The sequence below is a fragment of the Ramlibacter sp. AN1015 genome, assembly GCF_037726105.1.
Lineage (GTDB): Bacteria > Pseudomonadota > Gammaproteobacteria > Burkholderiales > Burkholderiaceae_C > Ramlibacter.
Genome location: NZ_JBBJUM010000006.1, coordinates 1 through 15,488, shown reverse-complemented (window position 1 = coordinate 15,488; position 15,488 = coordinate 1). Strand labels below are relative to the sequence as shown.

Here is a 15,488-nt window from a genome sequence, read left to right as displayed (position 1 = left end):
TGCAGAGCACCCGCTGTTCACTCCATGGGCGGCATGCCTAAGCCCGCGCGATCATTACGGCCCCGTGTCCGTCTGGCGGCAAGTCGCTCGGCTCCCGGCGAGCGGATACGGTCAGGACGGCGCTTGCACGCCGCGCGCCCTCAGCGCACCACCTCGCGAGCGACGCCCTGAAGGACGCTGGAGGGGGTCATGCCGAACGTTGCCCGGAACGTCCGGCTGAAGTGCGACGAGTCGGAGAACGCGCCCTGTAACGCCGCGTCCGTCAGGCTCATGAGCGGTCCGGCCCCCGTCATCGCGGCGCGCACCTGGCACCAGATCCGGTAGCTGCGAAAGCTCACGCCCGCCTCTTCGCGGAAGAGATGATTGAAGCGCGAAGGCGACAGGCCAGCCGCCTGTGCAAGCCCTCCACGCGCCCAGGGCTGGTCGCCCACCTGGCGCAGCACCTGCAGGCTGCGCGCCACGCGAGGATCGAGGCCCGTGGCGGCGTTTTCCATGGGATGGCGCAGGATCTGCGGCAGGTCGAACGCTCGCAAGCGTGCTTCCATGGGGCTGCATGCTCCGACCGGGTTGGCGACATCGAACAGCACACCGCCTTCACGCGCCAGCAGCGCCCGCAGGCATCGCACCTCCGGCGCATCGGGTTCCAGATAGACGAGCGCCACCTGCTCGCCACAAGGATCGAACACATGCTCGACGCCGATGTCTACCAGCACGCTGCGGCAGTGTTCGACCCTTCCGTGGGCAAAGTGCACCGCGAACCGGCCTGACAGGCCCACGAGCAGGGCGACGGCCGCGTGGCGGTGCAGGCCGGTCGCCGCCAGCTCGCCGACGTAGAGCGCGCGGTCATGCGCAATGGTCAAGCGGTTGCCGCGTGCCATAGCCCAAACGTGCAAGCGGCGCACACCGCCCCCGGGTACCGTCGCGCCAGCCTCGATAGGCCCGCGACTGTCCTGCGGAGCACGCCCGAGGGGTTCACCTTGAATTGCATCGATGAAACGAATCCTGCTCTTTGCCTTTGTCGGCGCCATCGCGGCGCTGGTCTTCGCCTGGCATGCCACACCCGCCGTATTCCTGCATCCGCTGCTCGCGCTCAACCGGAGCCTGTCGGGCCTGCAGGCGCACACGATCGGCGCCGCCGGACACCGGGTGCATTATCTTGCCGGCGGACCGGCAGCCGCAGACACGCCCATCGTGCTGCTGCACGGGATCTTCGCGGAGAAAGACCACTGGGTCGAATTCGCCCGGCCGCTCACGGGCAGCTGGCGTGTCGTCGCGCCAGACCTTCCGGGCTTCGGCGAGAGTGGCCGACATGCGCACGAGCCGTACCACTACCAGTCGCAGGTCGTCCGCCTGCGCGCACTCCTGGACCAATTGCAGCTGGGACGCGTACATCTCGCGGGGAACTCCATGGGCGGCACGCTGGCCGTGCTCTTCGCCCAGACCTACCCGGAACGGGTTGCCAGCGTGGCACTGATCGGCTCGCCCCACGGCTTGCGAACGCCCCAGGCGAGCACGATGGACACGCTGATCGAAGCGGGCGGAGCGCCGCTGGTCGCTGCAACGCCGGAACAGTTCGACCGGATGATGGACCTGGTCTTCGCCCGCCGGCCGTGGATTCCCTTCCCCGTTCTGCACCGGACGATGACCTCGGCGACGCGGGATGCAGCGTCCAACCTGCGCGTGTGGCACGAGCAACTGCAAGACCGCTACCTGCTGGACGAAAGGATCGGCGGCCTGCGTGCGCCGACGCTGGCGCTCTGGGGCGAGGCCGACCAGATCTTTCATCCCAGCGGCTTGCGGCGCCTGCGCGACCGTGTACCCGACGCGCGGATCGAGGCGCTCCCGGGGCTGGGACACCTGCCCATGATGGAGGCGCCGCGCGAGACCGCCGAGGCGTACGCGCGCTTCCTGCGATCCCTTCCGCCGCGGGGTGATCTTTCCACCCGTTCTGCGCGGCGTTGAGTCTCCTCCCAACTGTCCTCCACCAGTTCCTGGAACACCATGTCTCTTGCTCCTTCCTCCTCGATGTCCCCAAGCTCTCTCGCACGCCGGCAATCGCATGCGCCCGAGCGCCGCAGGTTCCTGTCCTGGCTGTCCGGCGCGACGGCCGTCCTGGCCGTGCCGAACCTCCTGAGCGCCTGCGGCGGCGGCGACGCGACGGGCAACACAAACACCAGCCATCAGGAACTATCCAGTGACGCCCGCATGGCGACGCTCGCAGCCGTCGAGGCCAAGTCCGTCGATCTGGATACGCAGCCCATGTCTGCGTCGGACCGGCTGCATGCCCTGGCGGCCTTCATGAAGGCCGACCCCGCCTATGCGGAAGTGGGGGTCGAGGAGGCCGCGCTGTGCGTGTGGGGGGTCTTTGCCGATGGGCGGCTGCACATCATCGACAGCAGCCGCCGACCGATTCCGGCCTCGGCCGCGGCCGAAGTCGCTCCCGCCCCGGAACTCGCGAAGGCAGCCGTTCCGGTGGAACTGCCGGGCGGCAAGCCGGCACGGCTGCTGCACTCCTTCGGAGAGAACTTCGTGGGGCAGGACGTGGTGACGCGGATGTCATCCTGGCTCACGGCGCAGGATTACGGCGTGCGCGGCGGCCGGGAAGGCGATGCTCGCCTCACCACCTTGCGCAGCGTCCAGGGCGACGGCTTCTTCTATATCAACAGCCACGGTGGCGTGAAGCCCACACGAGCGGACGACCCGGACTCGCCGCTTTTTTTCTCGATCCAGTCTTCCACGCTGGTCGATCCGGCGCTGGAAAACCTGCCGGAGATGCGGGACGACTTCGCCAACCAGCGCCTCACCTACTACAACGCGCCCAACGGCGTCACGCCCACCTCGCGCGACACGCGATACGGCATCACCGTCCATTTCGTCGAGCGCTACTGGTCGTTCGCGCCCGACAGCGTGGTGATCATCAATGCCTGCAACAGCGCGAACCCGCGCGTGGCGTCCAGCTTCCTGAACGCCTGCCTGAACAAGGGAGCCGGCGTGTGCCTGGGCTGGACCGAAGTCGTCGGGGACCCGGCGGTGTACGACGCCCCGGCCTACCTGGTCGACCGCATGCTTGGTGCAAACCAGGAAAAGCCCGAGAGTCCTGAGCAGCGTCCGTTCCCATGGGACCAGGTTCTCGCCGAGATGCGCCGCGAAGGCCGCGATGTCTTCCGACACCCTCAGACGGGCGTCGAAGCACGCTTCTTCGCGCAGTCCCGCGGCACGGTGCAAATCCTGGCCCCGAGCATTCACCACCTGGAAGTCGATGAGTTTGCGGGCGTGCTCCTCCTCGTGGGCGAGTTCGGCTCGAAGCAGGGTACGGTGAGGATCGGCGAGCACGATGCCGTCATCGAGTCGTGGACGCGCAGTGAAGTGCGCGTGCGGCTTCCGCAACCGGGCGAAAGCGGCTCGCATGGCGCGGTCGTGGCGGAAGTGGACAAGCACAAGAGCAACGAGCGTTGGCTCACGCTGTGGACCCTGCGCATGCGCCTGCAACAGCACAGCCCGGGCAGCACGGCTCTCAGGATCGCAGGGACCTCGACCGTGTTTCTGCGCGGCGACGTTGCGCCGGTCCGCGATCGACCCGGCCAGGACCCATACAAGGTTCGCCGCTATGCCGCGGCGAGCGGGAACTCACGCTTTCCGCTGCGGGCCGACGGGAGCTTCAGCGGAATCACGTGGAGCGGCGACATGAACTACATGGGCGTTCCCTCCAGCTCTCCCGCCCAGGTGCTCTCCTGCCGTGCACTGCTGGACGCGGAGGCGGGGACGGGCGCCATCGGGCTGGCCTTCGGTCACGCTCCCGGCGACGGATTCCTCCAGACCATTTCAGGCATTCCGGACAGCCGCTTCGGGGTCAACCTCGGCCTGCTGGACGGATTCGAGCGCTTCCCCAGCACGCCAGACGCCCCTGCCGACTTGCCGCTGATGGCCCTGCGCTTCGCATTCGCGCCGGACTACGCCATCCCCGCCAGGAATTTCACGGACGCAACGATGGCCCTTTCCATCGCCTGGGAGCGGGTCGAGGCGCTGTCTGCGCCTACGTCCAGCGACCGGATCTAGTCCGCAGGTGCGGGCAACGCCTTCCTTCGGAGTGCTCTGCACTGCGCACCCTTGGTGAGCCGGCCCGAACGATCGGAGGCTTGGCGGTCGACGCCGACGTGCACGCACGGCTACGTTCGCGCACTCTCAATCGACCTTCCCAAGGAATTTCGCGATCACGTCGCGCCACCACCTGGCATCGACACGATCGGGCCAGTCGTTGTGGTCGCTGCCCGCGATGACCAGCAGCTCCTTCGGCCCGGCAATCGAGTGGTACAGCGCCGTTCCGAAGCGCGCCGGCACGATACTGTCGCGCTCGGCCACCGCAACGACGACCGGTCCGTCAAAAGCCGCCAACCGCGCTGCGCTGTCGTACTCATCGCGCAGCAACCACCGCACGGGCAGCCACGGGTAGTGGTGCGCGCCCACGTTGGCGAGGCGGTCCCAGGGCGTGACGAGCAACAGCCCCGAGGCCCGGTCGGGGTGCGCCGCAGCCGCAGCGACCGCCACTGCGGCGCCCAGCGACTCTCCCATGACGAGCAGCGGGCCACCGTACCTGCTGTGCGCGAGCGCGACGGTTTCGCCGGCATCGGCCACCAGGCTCGCTTCGCTCAACGCGCCGGTACGGGGACCATAGCCAGGGTACTCGGCAAGGATCACCCGCAAACCCAGCGGCAAGAGGGCGCGCACGTAGTAATCACGACGGCCGGCGTGGCCGGCATTGCCGTGGAACACGAGCGCGGTGGCGCGTGCCGTTCCCGCAGGCTCCGCCACCAGTCCACGAAATTCCTGCGCTGAGGGCCACGCTCGCAGCCGGTCACTGGCGACGCGCTGGACGGAGATCCTCTCCGGAAAGTACAGCAGACGGTCTTGCGCCAGGAAGATCGCTGCCAGCAGCAGCAGGTAGGCAAGCGCGATCGCGAGCACAGTGGCCATGAACTTCATCGGGTTCTCGACAGGCCGTATCTGGCTTTTGACGAATCGAGTGACGAGTTCGTTCGCGACGAGGATCGTTTGCCAAAGCTGGATGAGATGTCAGACCCACCTCCATCACCGGAGGCGGGCGCCCCCATGCGCGCTCGCTCATGCCTTGCGCGCGCCGTGACGGCGTGGCTGCGAGCAACCCGTTCGTGCAGCGCCTATCGCCCAGCGGAAGACATCGCGACGTCGCTGAGCTGATTGGCGACGCGTTTGCGTCCCACCATGGCGCCGCCGACTGCGGCAGCCAGCGCGAGCACCAGTGCGAGCAAGGTGCCCCAGATCGATGCGGACGCATAGGGTTGCACATCGTCGGCAACCTGTTCGGCCCGGGCGGCGACCTTGGAGGCAATTTCCTCGGCACCCTTGCGCGCTTCCGCTGCCGCCTGGGCCGGGTCGTTGCGTACGCTCTCGACACGCTGCGCGATGTTGGACAAGGTACTTTGCGCTTCGGCTTGCGGCATGCCGGTGGCCGCGGCGACCATCTGCACGGTCTTCGGGTCCCTCAGGCGCGACGTGATCTCGTCCACATTGCCTGCGGACAGCTCGGCCGGATCGACGCTCATGGCCACTGCGGACGTCGCCCCACGGGTCACGCTTCCGAGCGCGCCGAAGACTCCGCTGGTCAACATGCTGATCCCGCTGCTGGCCATGTAGATCAGCAGCAGGACGGCCAGCACCCATACCAGCACGCCCTCGATCATCCCGCTGGTGCGGTCGTACACCATGCCGGTTGCCGTGGCGACCATGCCACCGATGAACAGTGCAACCAACAGCGTCAGGCCGCTCCACACGGCAGCGCCGATGCCCAGGCTGCGGACATTGGCGTCTTCACCTGGGCCGACGTCGGCGGTAGAAATGCCAATGGCGAGTCCCAGCAGGCTGAGCAGCAGGAAGACGCCCACCGCCACGAGCAGACCGCTCCACACCCCTCCCCAGGAAACTCGACTGCCGCGTTGAACTGCCGAGGCGGCAATGACACCGGATGGGACGTCGTTGTAAGGCGCAGACATGGCACTCTCCAGATTGAATGAAAGCGCCCCTGTGGGGCGCAACCGCAGACCCACGGCGCTGACAAGAATGCGCAGATGGTGGTTGCCTACTCCCGGTCGCCCGATAGGCGCCAGGGACGTAGCAACGTAGGAGATGACGAAATGCGTGAAATCGGCGATGGAACGCGGACGTATGCACGAGCGCCGGAGATCTGCAGGACAGGGTGAGCCGGCGCCAGGCGTGACGGTCAGTCGCTCTCTCGTGCAGGACGCTTCTTGGGCACGCCACCCACCGGTGCGACGGCAATGATGTCGCTCAGTTGCTGCCGCCGACGTGCATACCAGGCGACCAGGCACTCGCGCGTCTTGCAGGTTTGCTCGCGGCGGGTCCACTCGACGTTCTGCTGGCGACGAAAGGAAGCGGGGTCGCCGGATGCGGTGCGCGCACGGGCATACAGCCGACCCAGCTCGCGGTCGAGCCGTGCAAGCTCGGCGTCCGAGCAGATCAGCTTCTCGGGGGTGGACCGTGCCCGCCGGCAATCAAAACTGGGTTGGACGGGGAGCTGGGGCGCCTTGGCAGGCTGAGCGGAGGTCGCCTTCGGAGCGCGGCGCTCCGGTGCACTCGTCGATGCCGGGCTGGGGTCCCGTGGCGCGGTCCGCGGCGCCTCCTGCTCCAGCTCCGGTGGCGCCGGTGCGGGCGGAGCCGGCACACTCGCCTGCGCCGAGGGAACGGCCGCCATCACTTCCGAGCGTGGGGGCGACGCAGATTCAGCAATGCCCACGGGGGGCAGCGGTTCTACGGCGCCCGCGGCAACCGGGCCATCGCGCGCGTTATCGGGGGGCGCCACCGATGGCGACACCGGCTGCCGCTGTGCCTGCGGCGGCGCCGCCTGCGCCCCCTGGGGCGGAATTTGCCGAGCCTGGGAATCAATCAACGGGGCCTCAGGCGCGATGTCACCCGGCCCTGCCCCCATGGTCTGTGTCGGGTCAGCGTCGCGCGCCTGCCGGTAGTCCAGCAACAGCACGACTCCGATGCCCAGGTGGACAAGGAAAGCGAGCGCGATGGAGGCCCACAAGGCGGGCACGCGCACCGGCTTGAGAACAGGAAAACGCAGAGACGGCAATTGCATGAGCCACGCGGCGGGTCCCCCGGGGCCCCGTGTCGTGAAGATACCCCGCTGCCGCGCAGGCTGCCCATCCGGTTCACATCTTGCGGCGGACGTGACACTTGCCGATCACTTCACACCGGACCCGCACCTTCACCGTCATGTGCACGCCTGGGTGGTGAGTGGCGTATTCGATGCCCAGCGTGCCGTTGCGATTCGTGCCCAGTCCGGCCATCAAGCGGTAGCCGCCGGTCGAACCGGTCGCGCCAATGAGACCATTGCACGCGAACTGCCGCGACCGTGCGGCTCGACAACGATGTTACTCAACAGCGATCACGCCACGCCCTGCTCCCCCCGCCCTTGCTGCAACAACCGTGCAAGCTCCCCGAGGTCCGCCGGCTTCACGCGGTAGTGATCGAACCCGGCCGCGTTCCCACGGTGCCTGTCTCCCGCGCTCCCGTAGCCCGTGAGCGCGATCAAGGTGGCGGTGGCGCCGAAAGGCTGGGCCCGCAGCCGGCGCGCCAGCGCATAGCCGTCGATGCCGGGCAAGCCGATGTCCAGCACGCAGGCGTCAAACGATCCGTTCTCCGCCATCTCGAGGGCGCGTGCGGAATCGTGCGCGAGGTGAACCTCGTGGTCGAGGGTTTCCAGCAGCATGCCCAGGGTGTCGGCTGCGTCCTTGTTGTCATCCACCACCAGGACGCGAAGCGTGCGCGCGGCAGGAGGCAGCGACATGAGATCGCCGGAAGTGGGCGCGACCGGATGGCCAATGGCCAGCAGCGGCAACGTGACCGTGAACGCGGCGCCCAGGCCCTGCCCCGCGCTTTGCGCCGACACCTGCCCTCCGTGCAGTTCCACCAGGCTCTTGACGAGCGCGAGTCCCAGGCCCAGGCCACCTTGCACGCGGTCCGGCGACCGCGCACCCTGCGTGAACAGCTCGAAGACATGCGGCAGCAAGTCACGCTCGATGCCCGTGCCGTTGTCCGCTACCCGGATCTCCACGTCCTGCCCGGCGGCCAGGGTCACTGACACGGCTCCGTTCGGGGGCGTGTACTTCGCGGCGTTGTTCAGCAGGTTGGAGACGATCTGGACCAGTCGGGGCCGGTCGCCCATCACATGAACGTGCCCCGGGGGCATGCGCGTGGACAGTTCGTGTCCGCGCGAATCGATCAGCGGCCGCACCTGTTCGATCGCGTCGGCCAGCACCGCCTTCAATTCCACCGGCCCGCGGTCCAGTTCCACGAGACCGCGCGTCACGCGCGACACGTCCAGCAGGTCATCGACCAGCTCCGTCATGTGGCGTACCTGCCGCTCGATGACCTGCGCCGAACGCTGCACCTTGGCCGGATCCGACGACGAGGTTTTCAGCAGGTGTGCGGCGGTGCTGATCGGCGCCAGCGGATTGCGCAGTTCGTGCGCGAGCATGGCCAGGAAGTCGTCCTTGCGCCGGTTGCTGGCCAGCAGCTCGTCCCGTGCGCGCTTCTGCTCGTGGATGTCGGTGCAGGTGCCCATCCAGCGAACGAGCTCTCCGTTTTCGTTGCGCACGGCAAGAGCCCGCCCCAGCACCCAGCGGTACTCTCCGCAGCGGTGTCGCAGCCGGTACTCCACTTCGTAGGGTTCGCCGGTCGAAAGGCTTTGGCTCCATGTGTCCAACGCGGCCTGCCGGTCGTCCGGGTGGACGATGTCCGCCCAGCGCTCTCCGCTCATGGTGCCTGGCGGCAGGCCGGTGAATTCGTAGGTCTGCTTGTTGTAGTAGTCCGCGTGTCCGTCCGGCAAGGTGGACCACACCATCTGCGGCATGGCGTCGGCGATGGTCCTGAACTGCGCCTCGCTCTGGCGCAATTGCCGCTCCGCGGTCAGGCGCTCGGTCACGTCCTCGTGGATCAACAGGACCTCGGCGACTGTTCCGTCCGGCGCGGTGATGGGCCGCGCCGTGGCCTCCACCCAACGTGCGAGTCCGGGCTTGCCCATCTCGACGGGGTCATAGTGGATCGCAGGAATCCGGACGGCCTCCCCCGCCAAGGCGCGCCGCAGGTAGGCCGTGACGCCCTTCGCTTCGAGCTGCGGGTCGGTCAGCATGTTGTATCCGGACAGCACGAACTCCAGCAGCGGGTCGCCCGCGTGCGTTCCCCAGAGGTCCTGCCAGGCCCGGTTCACCTGCAGGGTCCGGCCGTCCACGGCCAGCAGTTGCGCGCTGAATGGCGCCTGCTCGAACAAGGTCTGAAACCGTTGCTCGGTCGGGACGCCGGCTGCCGGCAAGTTGGACGAGTTCACCCGCTGATTGTGCCGAGGCCGGAGGCGGAATAGGCGCAAGCGCCTCCGGTCGCCCGGCGCGCGATGGAAAACTGGGTACGCCGGGCTACTTCGGTCCGACGCCGCTGGTTCTCTCCCGCGACGAGATCGCGCGCATCCACAAGGAGCACGCCATCCCCGCCATCGAACGCTTCGTCACGCCGAGCCTGGAACGGCAACGGTCATCCGGGGTGCCCTGAAGTCCGGCGGGTGACGCAAGCGTTCATCCGCCCGCCGGCCGGTGTCACCGGGGCAGGCCGCGCAGCCACTGCAAGGACTCGCGCGACAGGAAGTCTCCGCCGTCGGGGTAGACGATGAGCACTTCAAATACGGCGGGCAGGTGTCGCAGGATCGCCTCGCCCGAAAGGCGGCGTTTGGGCCACGCGACGCTGGCCAGCCACTGTTCGCGCTCCGACACCGTGATGCACATGCGGCCGTTCTTCTTCGGTGAAGGCGTGTAGAAAAGGTCGTTCATGTCCTCCGGCTCACCGGGCGAGCCTGCGACGACATGGAGCTGTGCCGCCCTGAGCGCGGGCAGGACAAGGTCGATGTTTCCGGCCTTGCGCGCTGTCTCGAACGCGGTCTTGAGCGGTGATTGTTCGGCGTGCACCAGTGGTGCGAAAAGCGTGGCGAGGGAAAAGGCGGCCGCCTCGCGGCGGTTCATTCGCATGCCTGCTAGTCCTGCAGGACGAACTGGAAGGGCACCGTCGCAAACGACTCCACCGGCTCCCCCGTTGCGTCCTGCGCGGCACGGAATTTCGACCTGCGCACGGCGGCGACTGCGGCCTCGTCCAGTGCCCGGACGCCGGAACTCTTCTCGACGCGAACGTCCACCGGCTCACCGGTGGCGAGCACGCGAACCCGCACGTGAACGGTTCCCTCTTCGTCCGCCCGCAGGGCCGCCTTCGGATAAGCGGGAACTGCAGCTTCCAGCAGGGTCGCGGGAACCGGCCCCGCGGCGTAGGCCGGCTGAAGCAGGCACGCGCAAAGGATCGCGCCGGCGAAGCGAAGCGTGCGATGAGCCAGTCGGGGCAGCACCATATTGCGCAGTCGAGATGTGGGTCAAAAAAAAGGTGGCGGAGTATAGGGCGCGCGTCAGGGCCGTTGCAGACCCCCGCGGAGAATGCACCATGTGCGCGTGTAGACGTGCCGCAGTGACCGTCGGCATCTTCGCCTGCTTGCGCAGCAGTGAACTCGTCCCGTTGCAGCGCGCATTGCCTGAACGATATGAAAGGGCTCGCCCCCACCTATCTCAACGGTCTTTCAGGCCGCGTATGGATCTAGCCATCTCGCCTAGGTCATTTTTTCTTGTCCATAGCACCGCTTGAACGGCTTCGGCCACGCGCAGATACTCGCCGCATGAAGCGCGTCGCCTTGCCCTGCGGAGAAACGGTGCCGGCCCTGGGCCAAGGGACCTGGCACATGGGCGAAGATCTGAGCCTGCGCGCCCAGGAGATCGACGCGCTGCGGCACGGCATCGACCTCGGCCTGACGCTGATCGATACGGCCGAGATGTACGGCGACGGGGCTGCCGAGGCACTGGTCGGCGAAGCCATCCAGGGTCGCGGCGACCGGGTCTTCCTGGTGTCGAAGGTCTATCCGCACAACGCCTCGCGGCGCAAGATGCAGGCCGCCTGCAACGAGAGCCTGAAGCGGTTGAGGGTCGATGCCATCGACCTGTACCTGCTGCACTGGCCGGGCACCGTCCCGTTGGCCGAAACGGTGGCGTCGTTCCAGGACCTCCAGCGCGCCGGGAAGATCCGGCACTGGGGCGTGAGCAACCTGGACCGGGACCACATGGAGTCGTTGCGATCCGTGCCTGGCGGTGCCGAGGCGCAGGTCAATCAGTTGCTCTACAACCTCGGCCGGCGCGGCATCGAGTGGGACCTGCTGCCGTGGCTGCGCGCGCATGCCATCCCGGTGATGGCGTACTCGCCCATCGAGCAGGGCCGCCTGTTGCGCAAGCCCGCCCTCGTCGCGCTCGCCAGACGCCTGGGCGTGACGCCCGCGCAGGTGGCGATCGCCTGGCTCTTGGCGCAGGACGACGTGATCGCGATTCCCAAGACCGCCAGTCGACAGCGGCTCGAGGAGAACGCGGGCGCCCTCGCGCTTTCACTAAGCCCGGCGGACCTGCGCGAGCTGGACGCGATGTTCTCGCCGCCGTCGGGCCCCATGCCGCTCGAGATGATCTGAAAGGAGCAAGCGCGACTGGCGCGTGCCTCGACGATCTGCAAGGAACCTGCGACTGCAAACCGCGAGCTGCACGCGGGCTGCATACAGCGAGTGCCCGGTCCTGATAGAAGATGATGATGTCGGCGCGCCCGCTCGCAGTGCAGCCGCCGAGAATCTGCCGGAAGACTTCCTCGGTGTGCTGCTACGGGGCGATGTTGAGCTTCTTGGCCGTCAGCGAGTACAGCTTCGGCAGGTCGTCGTTGTCGCTGTACACCTCGCCCTCGTCGTCGATGGTGCGCGATGATCTCGCCGTTGTAGAGGTCCATGCAGGCCGACAGATAGCGCTTGTGGCCGTTCACATTGAACTCGGTGACATCGGTTGCCCACTTCTGGTTTGGCGACGCCGCGCAGCAGTCGCGCTGCAGAACGTTGGGCACGTGCACATCACTTATGCCGGGAACATGTCGGGAGCGCTGGCGGAGTTCGCAAAGCGCCATGGGATGACACCCGCACAAGTGGCCATCGGGTGGCTGCTAACCCGTGACGACGTGATCGCGATCCCCAAGACTGGTAGCCGCAAGCGGCTTGAGGAGAATGCCCTGGCGCTGGAGCATCCGCTGACGACAGCGCAGCTGCAGGAACTCGACGTGCTCTTCCCGTCGCCAACGCGACCTTCCCACTCGAGATGATCTGAGTCGCGAGTTGATCAATTGGGCAACGACGACAGCGACCTGGAGACGTCTGCTTGTGGCCGAGAGCGGACATCAGTTCCTGTTGCGGTTCAGACTTCGCATGGCGACCCACGCCAGCAATGCCAGCAACGCCGCCTGCAAGGGCAGCCGCGCCACGAGAAGCCACACCGGCACACTGGGGAAGTCGCTGGCGTGCTGAAGCATGTGGACATTGGCCGGCGTCACTGCGACCGTCAGGGCGAACAAGCTCCAAGCCGCCGGGGAGCGGTTGGAACGGATGGCGAGACCCGCAGCACCCAGCAGTTCGGAACGCACTGCCTACCAGCACTGCGGCGCGCGGCCAAGCCACCCAGGGCGGCACGATACGCAAGCTTGATCATCAGCGTGCAGATCCTGGAGCGACCGGGCTTTCATGATGCGTCCGCGCCAACCGTCTGCAGGATCACGTGCGCCGTCTGGGCAGGGCGGTCCCAATGCGGGAAGTGGCCGCACCGCTCGAACCAGTGCAGCCGGGCCGACGGAAATGCGGCCTGGGCACGCGCGGCTTGCCGTGGCAGCAGCAGGCGGTCCTGGCGGCCCCAGCCGATGGTGACCCTGCCAGGGGTCCTCGCGCAGCCCTGTTGCAGCGGTCCATGGGCGAGTTCATGCAACATGGCATCGAACACCGGGGTAGCCGCCAGGCTCTGCAACTCACCGCCGACCAGGTGCGGTGGCAACAGCCACGGGCGGGCGGACAGTTGGGCCAGCAGCAGCGTGCGCGTCCAGGCGTGGCGTGACAGGCCGCGGTGAACGGGCCTCAACATGCGCACCAGGCGGATCGAGGCTGCGAGTGTCCAATGGAACCAGCTCGTCTCCCAGCCGCGCCAGAAGCCGCCGGGGTCGAATGCGACGCAGTGCCCACCGATCCCCCGCCGGGCCAGTTCCAGCACCAGTCGGCCCCCCACCGAACTGCCGACCAGGTCTGCTTTCGAGAGGCCTTGCGACTGCACGAAGCGCGCAAGGGCGTCGGCAAACGCCTCGACCGTCTGCGGGCCCGCCAGCGCGGCCGATCGGCCATGTCCCGGCAAGTCGGCCAGGATCAGTTCGCGTGAGTCGCGCAAGGCGTCCAGGATGGGATCCCAGGTGCGCAGGTTCGCCCCGAGCCCGTGGACCATCAGCAGCGGCCGCCCCGAGCCGAGGCGTTCGAAATGCAGGGACATGCCCGCTGGCGACTTCGGGGGCGTGATTCAGTGCCGGACTTCGCCGTCGCGCCGGGCACGTGCTTCCAGAGCCTGCAGCAATGCCTGGGCGCCCGCCGCGGATGAGGCCGGGTTCTGGCCGGTGATCAGCGGCCCGTCGGTCACCACATGCGACTGCCAGTCGGCACCTTTGCTGTAGGTGGCACCGGCCGATTTCAGCATCTCCTCGACCAGGAACGGCACGACCTCGGTCAAGCCCACGGCCGCTTCTTCGCTGTTGGTGAAGCCCGTCACGCGCTTGCCCCGGACCCAGGGCGTTCCGTCGGCTGCCTTGACATGGCGCAGCACGCCCGGCGCATGACAAACCGCGGCGACGGGCTTGCCCGCAGCGAGCATCGATTCGATGAGGGCCTTGGAGTCCTCGCTCTCCGCGAGATCCCAGAGCGGGCCGTGGCCGCCCGGATAGAACACCGCGTCGAAATCGTCTGGCCGCACGGACGACAACGTCTTCGTCGTTGAAAGGGCTTGCACGGCCTCCTTGTCCGCGCGGAACCTGCGGGTGGCGTCAGTCTGTGCGTCGGGGTCGTCGCTCTTGGGATCCAGCGGAGGTTGACCGCCCAGCGGCGACGCCAGGGTGATGTCGGCGCCCGCATCCTTGAACACGTAGTACGGCGCGGCGAACTCTTCTAGCCAGAAACCGGTCTTCTTTCCGGTGTTGCCCAGCGAGCCGTGGGAGGTGAGGACGAAAAGGACCTTCATGGACCAGCCTTTCTGTGTGGCATCGAAGGATCGTAGGGGGTGTGGTTTCGATGAGCTTGTAGGTACATGCGCCGGAACAGCGCGCCGCTCGCAACAGCGTCCTCAGCCGCCCTGCGTGGCCGCAGCTGGTCGGGTTTTGGCCGGAAGCAGCCATCGACAGGGTCGAGCACTCCCATGATGAAGCCCTAGACTGCACACATCCTCGCCCCATCGGTCAGGGGGACGGGCTTCAACGGAGGACCTTGGTGACCAGCTTGACGCAGCACTGCCATGCCTAAGGTGACGGATCTTCACCTGGAGCACGCCCGGCAACTGTTCCTGAGCGAACGCTCTCGCCGCGAGACGATCCGCGGAAGCATCAGCACTCCGGTGGCCGCGATCTCATTCGCGGTCTTCGCTTTCAGCAGCCTCGTCCGAGAGCTCGATGCGGACCGCTGGCGGGAGCCTCCGGCTTTGGCGATCATGGTGCTCGGCGCCGCCGCAATCGCGGCGCTGTTCGCCTCCGCTTAGCAGGTGGTCATGTCGGAGTGGCTGTTCGTCTACCACGAGCCGCCGCGACTCGAAGATCTCGTGAAAGAGCAAGACGCCGTGCCCGAGGATGCGGATGCGCGGCTTCGCGCTGTCCTGACCGCGAGCTATGCGGTCGCTTACGAACAATACCTGCGGGGTAACGCCGCCAGCTCGCGACACAGGACCTGGGCCCTGCGGCTGATCGTTCTCTCACTGCTTCTGCAGGCAGTCGCTTTCGCGGTCCTCCCTTTTCATCTTGCCGGAGCTTGACCATGCGCGCGTTCGACGGTCTCCTCACCCGCCGCCGCCTTCCACGCTTCGCCGACGTCTAGGACAGGGCGCGCCGCCGCCTGAATGGCGCCTGCCGCGAGCTTACGGACGCGGAAGATCGCATGGCGGCGCTGTTCCACCTTGTGAACCCGCCTCGCCTGCTGCTCGTCGACGAAGAAGTGGCTGTGGTCATCACTCCCGAGCAGCGGGATGAGATTTCCGCGGCTGCGGTGCGCGTAGAGGATTGAGCTATGTGATGTGACGGGCCTGCTCGATGGGACGCGGGTCCACGGGAATGGGCGAGCTCGCTGGTGGCCCCGTGCGACCGCAGGAGGCGGGCGTCTGCTTCTGGCCGGAAGTAGAGATTAGCCGGCGGACTCGCAATCCCCCGGTCAGGTCGGCTTTCGACCCGAAGCGGACGGTCTGCTGTCGCGCCGCTTGCAATAGCGTTCCCGCTCTTCTCCTAAGCTCGACTCTCTACTCTTGGCCGCCACCATTTTCCGC

At 67.3% G+C, this 15,488-nt stretch carries 17 protein-coding genes and 1 pseudogene; 7 read left to right on the top strand and 11 right to left on the bottom strand.

Annotated elements, in window-relative coordinates; genetic code table 11:
* Positions 1–140 precede the first annotated feature (140 nt).
* Entirely contained in the window at positions 141–1,028 is an 888-nt protein-coding gene (locus WG922_RS11085) for a helix-turn-helix transcriptional regulator (RefSeq protein WP_340282665.1), read from the bottom strand.
* Between WG922_RS11085 and WG922_RS11080 the strand changes: the two genes are divergently transcribed.
* Both WG922_RS11080 and WG922_RS11075 read left to right on the top strand, forming a co-directional pair.
* The gene (locus WG922_RS11080; protein ID WP_340282664.1) at positions 991–1,962 is read left to right on the top strand and encodes an alpha/beta fold hydrolase; all 972 of its coding nucleotides are present in this window, start codon (positions 991–993) and stop codon (positions 1,960–1,962) included. The genes WG922_RS11085 and WG922_RS11080 overlap by 38 nt on opposite strands.
* Positions 1,963–2,025: 63 nt before the next feature.
* Positions 2,026–4,056, top strand: a complete 2,031-nt coding sequence (locus tag WG922_RS11075) for a hypothetical protein (protein WP_340282663.1) — start codon at positions 2,026–2,028, stop codon at positions 4,054–4,056.
* A 126-nt stretch (positions 4,057–4,182) separates the two neighbouring features.
* On the opposite strand, the gene WG922_RS11070 is transcribed toward WG922_RS11075, so the two are convergent.
* From WG922_RS11070 to WG922_RS11045, 6 genes are all read right to left on the bottom strand, one after another.
* Positions 4,183–4,980, bottom strand: a complete 798-nt coding sequence (locus WG922_RS11070; RefSeq protein WP_340282662.1) for an alpha/beta hydrolase — start codon at positions 4,978–4,980, stop codon at positions 4,183–4,185.
* A 194-nt stretch (positions 4,981–5,174) separates the two neighbouring features.
* Positions 5,175–6,026 (bottom strand): hypothetical protein, encoded by an 852-nt coding sequence (locus WG922_RS11065; protein ID WP_340282661.1) that lies wholly within the window; start codon positions 6,024–6,026, stop codon positions 5,175–5,177.
* A gap of 227 nt (positions 6,027–6,253) precedes the next feature.
* The gene (locus WG922_RS11060; RefSeq protein ID WP_340282659.1) at positions 6,254–7,096 is read right to left on the bottom strand and encodes a hypothetical protein; all 843 of its coding nucleotides are present in this window, start codon (positions 7,094–7,096) and stop codon (positions 6,254–6,256) included.
* Between the two features lie 348 nt (positions 7,097–7,444).
* Positions 7,445–9,385: a PAS domain-containing hybrid sensor histidine kinase/response regulator gene (locus WG922_RS11055; RefSeq protein ID WP_340282657.1), complete on the bottom strand. Its 1,941-nt coding sequence runs from the start codon at positions 9,383–9,385 to the stop codon at positions 7,445–7,447.
* Between the two features lie 262 nt (positions 9,386–9,647).
* The gene (locus tag WG922_RS11050) at positions 9,648–10,073 is read right to left on the bottom strand and encodes a hypothetical protein (protein ID WP_340282656.1); all 426 of its coding nucleotides are present in this window, start codon (positions 10,071–10,073) and stop codon (positions 9,648–9,650) included.
* A gap of 5 nt (positions 10,074–10,078) precedes the next feature.
* Positions 10,079–10,444 (bottom strand): energy transducer TonB, encoded by a 366-nt coding sequence (locus WG922_RS11045; RefSeq protein ID WP_340282655.1) that lies wholly within the window; start codon positions 10,442–10,444, stop codon positions 10,079–10,081.
* 318 nt (positions 10,445–10,762) lie between these two features.
* Here WG922_RS11045 and WG922_RS11040 point away from each other — a divergent pair, with 318 nt between their 5' ends.
* Entirely contained in the window at positions 10,763–11,596 is an 834-nt protein-coding gene (locus WG922_RS11040) for an aldo/keto reductase (RefSeq protein WP_340282654.1), read from the top strand.
* 272 nt (positions 11,597–11,868) lie between these two features.
* Here the strand turns inward: WG922_RS11040 and WG922_RS11035 are convergent.
* Positions 11,869–12,009: pseudogene (locus tag WG922_RS11035) on the bottom strand (IS3 family transposase); the annotation flags it as partial.
* Between the two features lie 27 nt (positions 12,010–12,036).
* Here WG922_RS11035 and WG922_RS11030 point away from each other — a divergent pair.
* Positions 12,037–12,264: an aldo/keto reductase gene (locus WG922_RS11030; RefSeq protein WP_340282937.1), complete on the top strand. Its 228-nt coding sequence runs from the start codon at positions 12,037–12,039 to the stop codon at positions 12,262–12,264.
* A gap of 75 nt (positions 12,265–12,339) precedes the next feature.
* Here WG922_RS11030 and WG922_RS11025 read toward each other — a convergent pair whose 3' ends face one another.
* The 3 genes from WG922_RS11025 to WG922_RS11015 all read right to left on the bottom strand — a co-directional run bounded on the left by WG922_RS11025 (position 12,340) and on the right by WG922_RS11015 (position 14,204).
* Positions 12,340–12,582: a hypothetical protein gene (locus WG922_RS11025; RefSeq protein ID WP_340282652.1), complete on the bottom strand. Its 243-nt coding sequence runs from the start codon at positions 12,580–12,582 to the stop codon at positions 12,340–12,342.
* Between the two features lie 95 nt (positions 12,583–12,677).
* Positions 12,678–13,466 carry an alpha/beta fold hydrolase gene (locus tag WG922_RS11020; protein ID WP_340282651.1) on the bottom strand — a complete coding sequence of 263 codons (789 nt, stop codon included), beginning with the start codon at positions 13,464–13,466 and terminating at the stop codon, positions 12,678–12,680.
* A gap of 27 nt (positions 13,467–13,493) precedes the next feature.
* On the bottom strand, positions 13,494–14,204 hold the full coding sequence (locus tag WG922_RS11015) for a type 1 glutamine amidotransferase domain-containing protein (protein WP_340282650.1): 711 nt from the start codon (positions 14,202–14,204) through the stop codon (positions 13,494–13,496).
* 270 nt (positions 14,205–14,474) lie between these two features.
* Between WG922_RS11015 and WG922_RS11010 the strand changes: the two genes are divergently transcribed.
* From WG922_RS11010 to WG922_RS11000, 3 genes are all read left to right on the top strand, one after another.
* Entirely contained in the window at positions 14,475–14,714 is a 240-nt protein-coding gene (locus tag WG922_RS11010; RefSeq protein WP_340282649.1) for a hypothetical protein, read from the top strand.
* 9 nt (positions 14,715–14,723) lie between these two features.
* Positions 14,724–14,984, top strand: a complete 261-nt coding sequence (locus tag WG922_RS11005; protein ID WP_340282648.1) for a hypothetical protein — start codon at positions 14,724–14,726, stop codon at positions 14,982–14,984.
* Positions 14,985–15,106: 122 nt separating this feature from the next.
* Entirely contained in the window at positions 15,107–15,232 is a 126-nt protein-coding gene (locus WG922_RS11000) for a hypothetical protein (protein ID WP_340282647.1), read from the top strand.
* Positions 15,233–15,488: the final 256 nt, after the last annotated feature.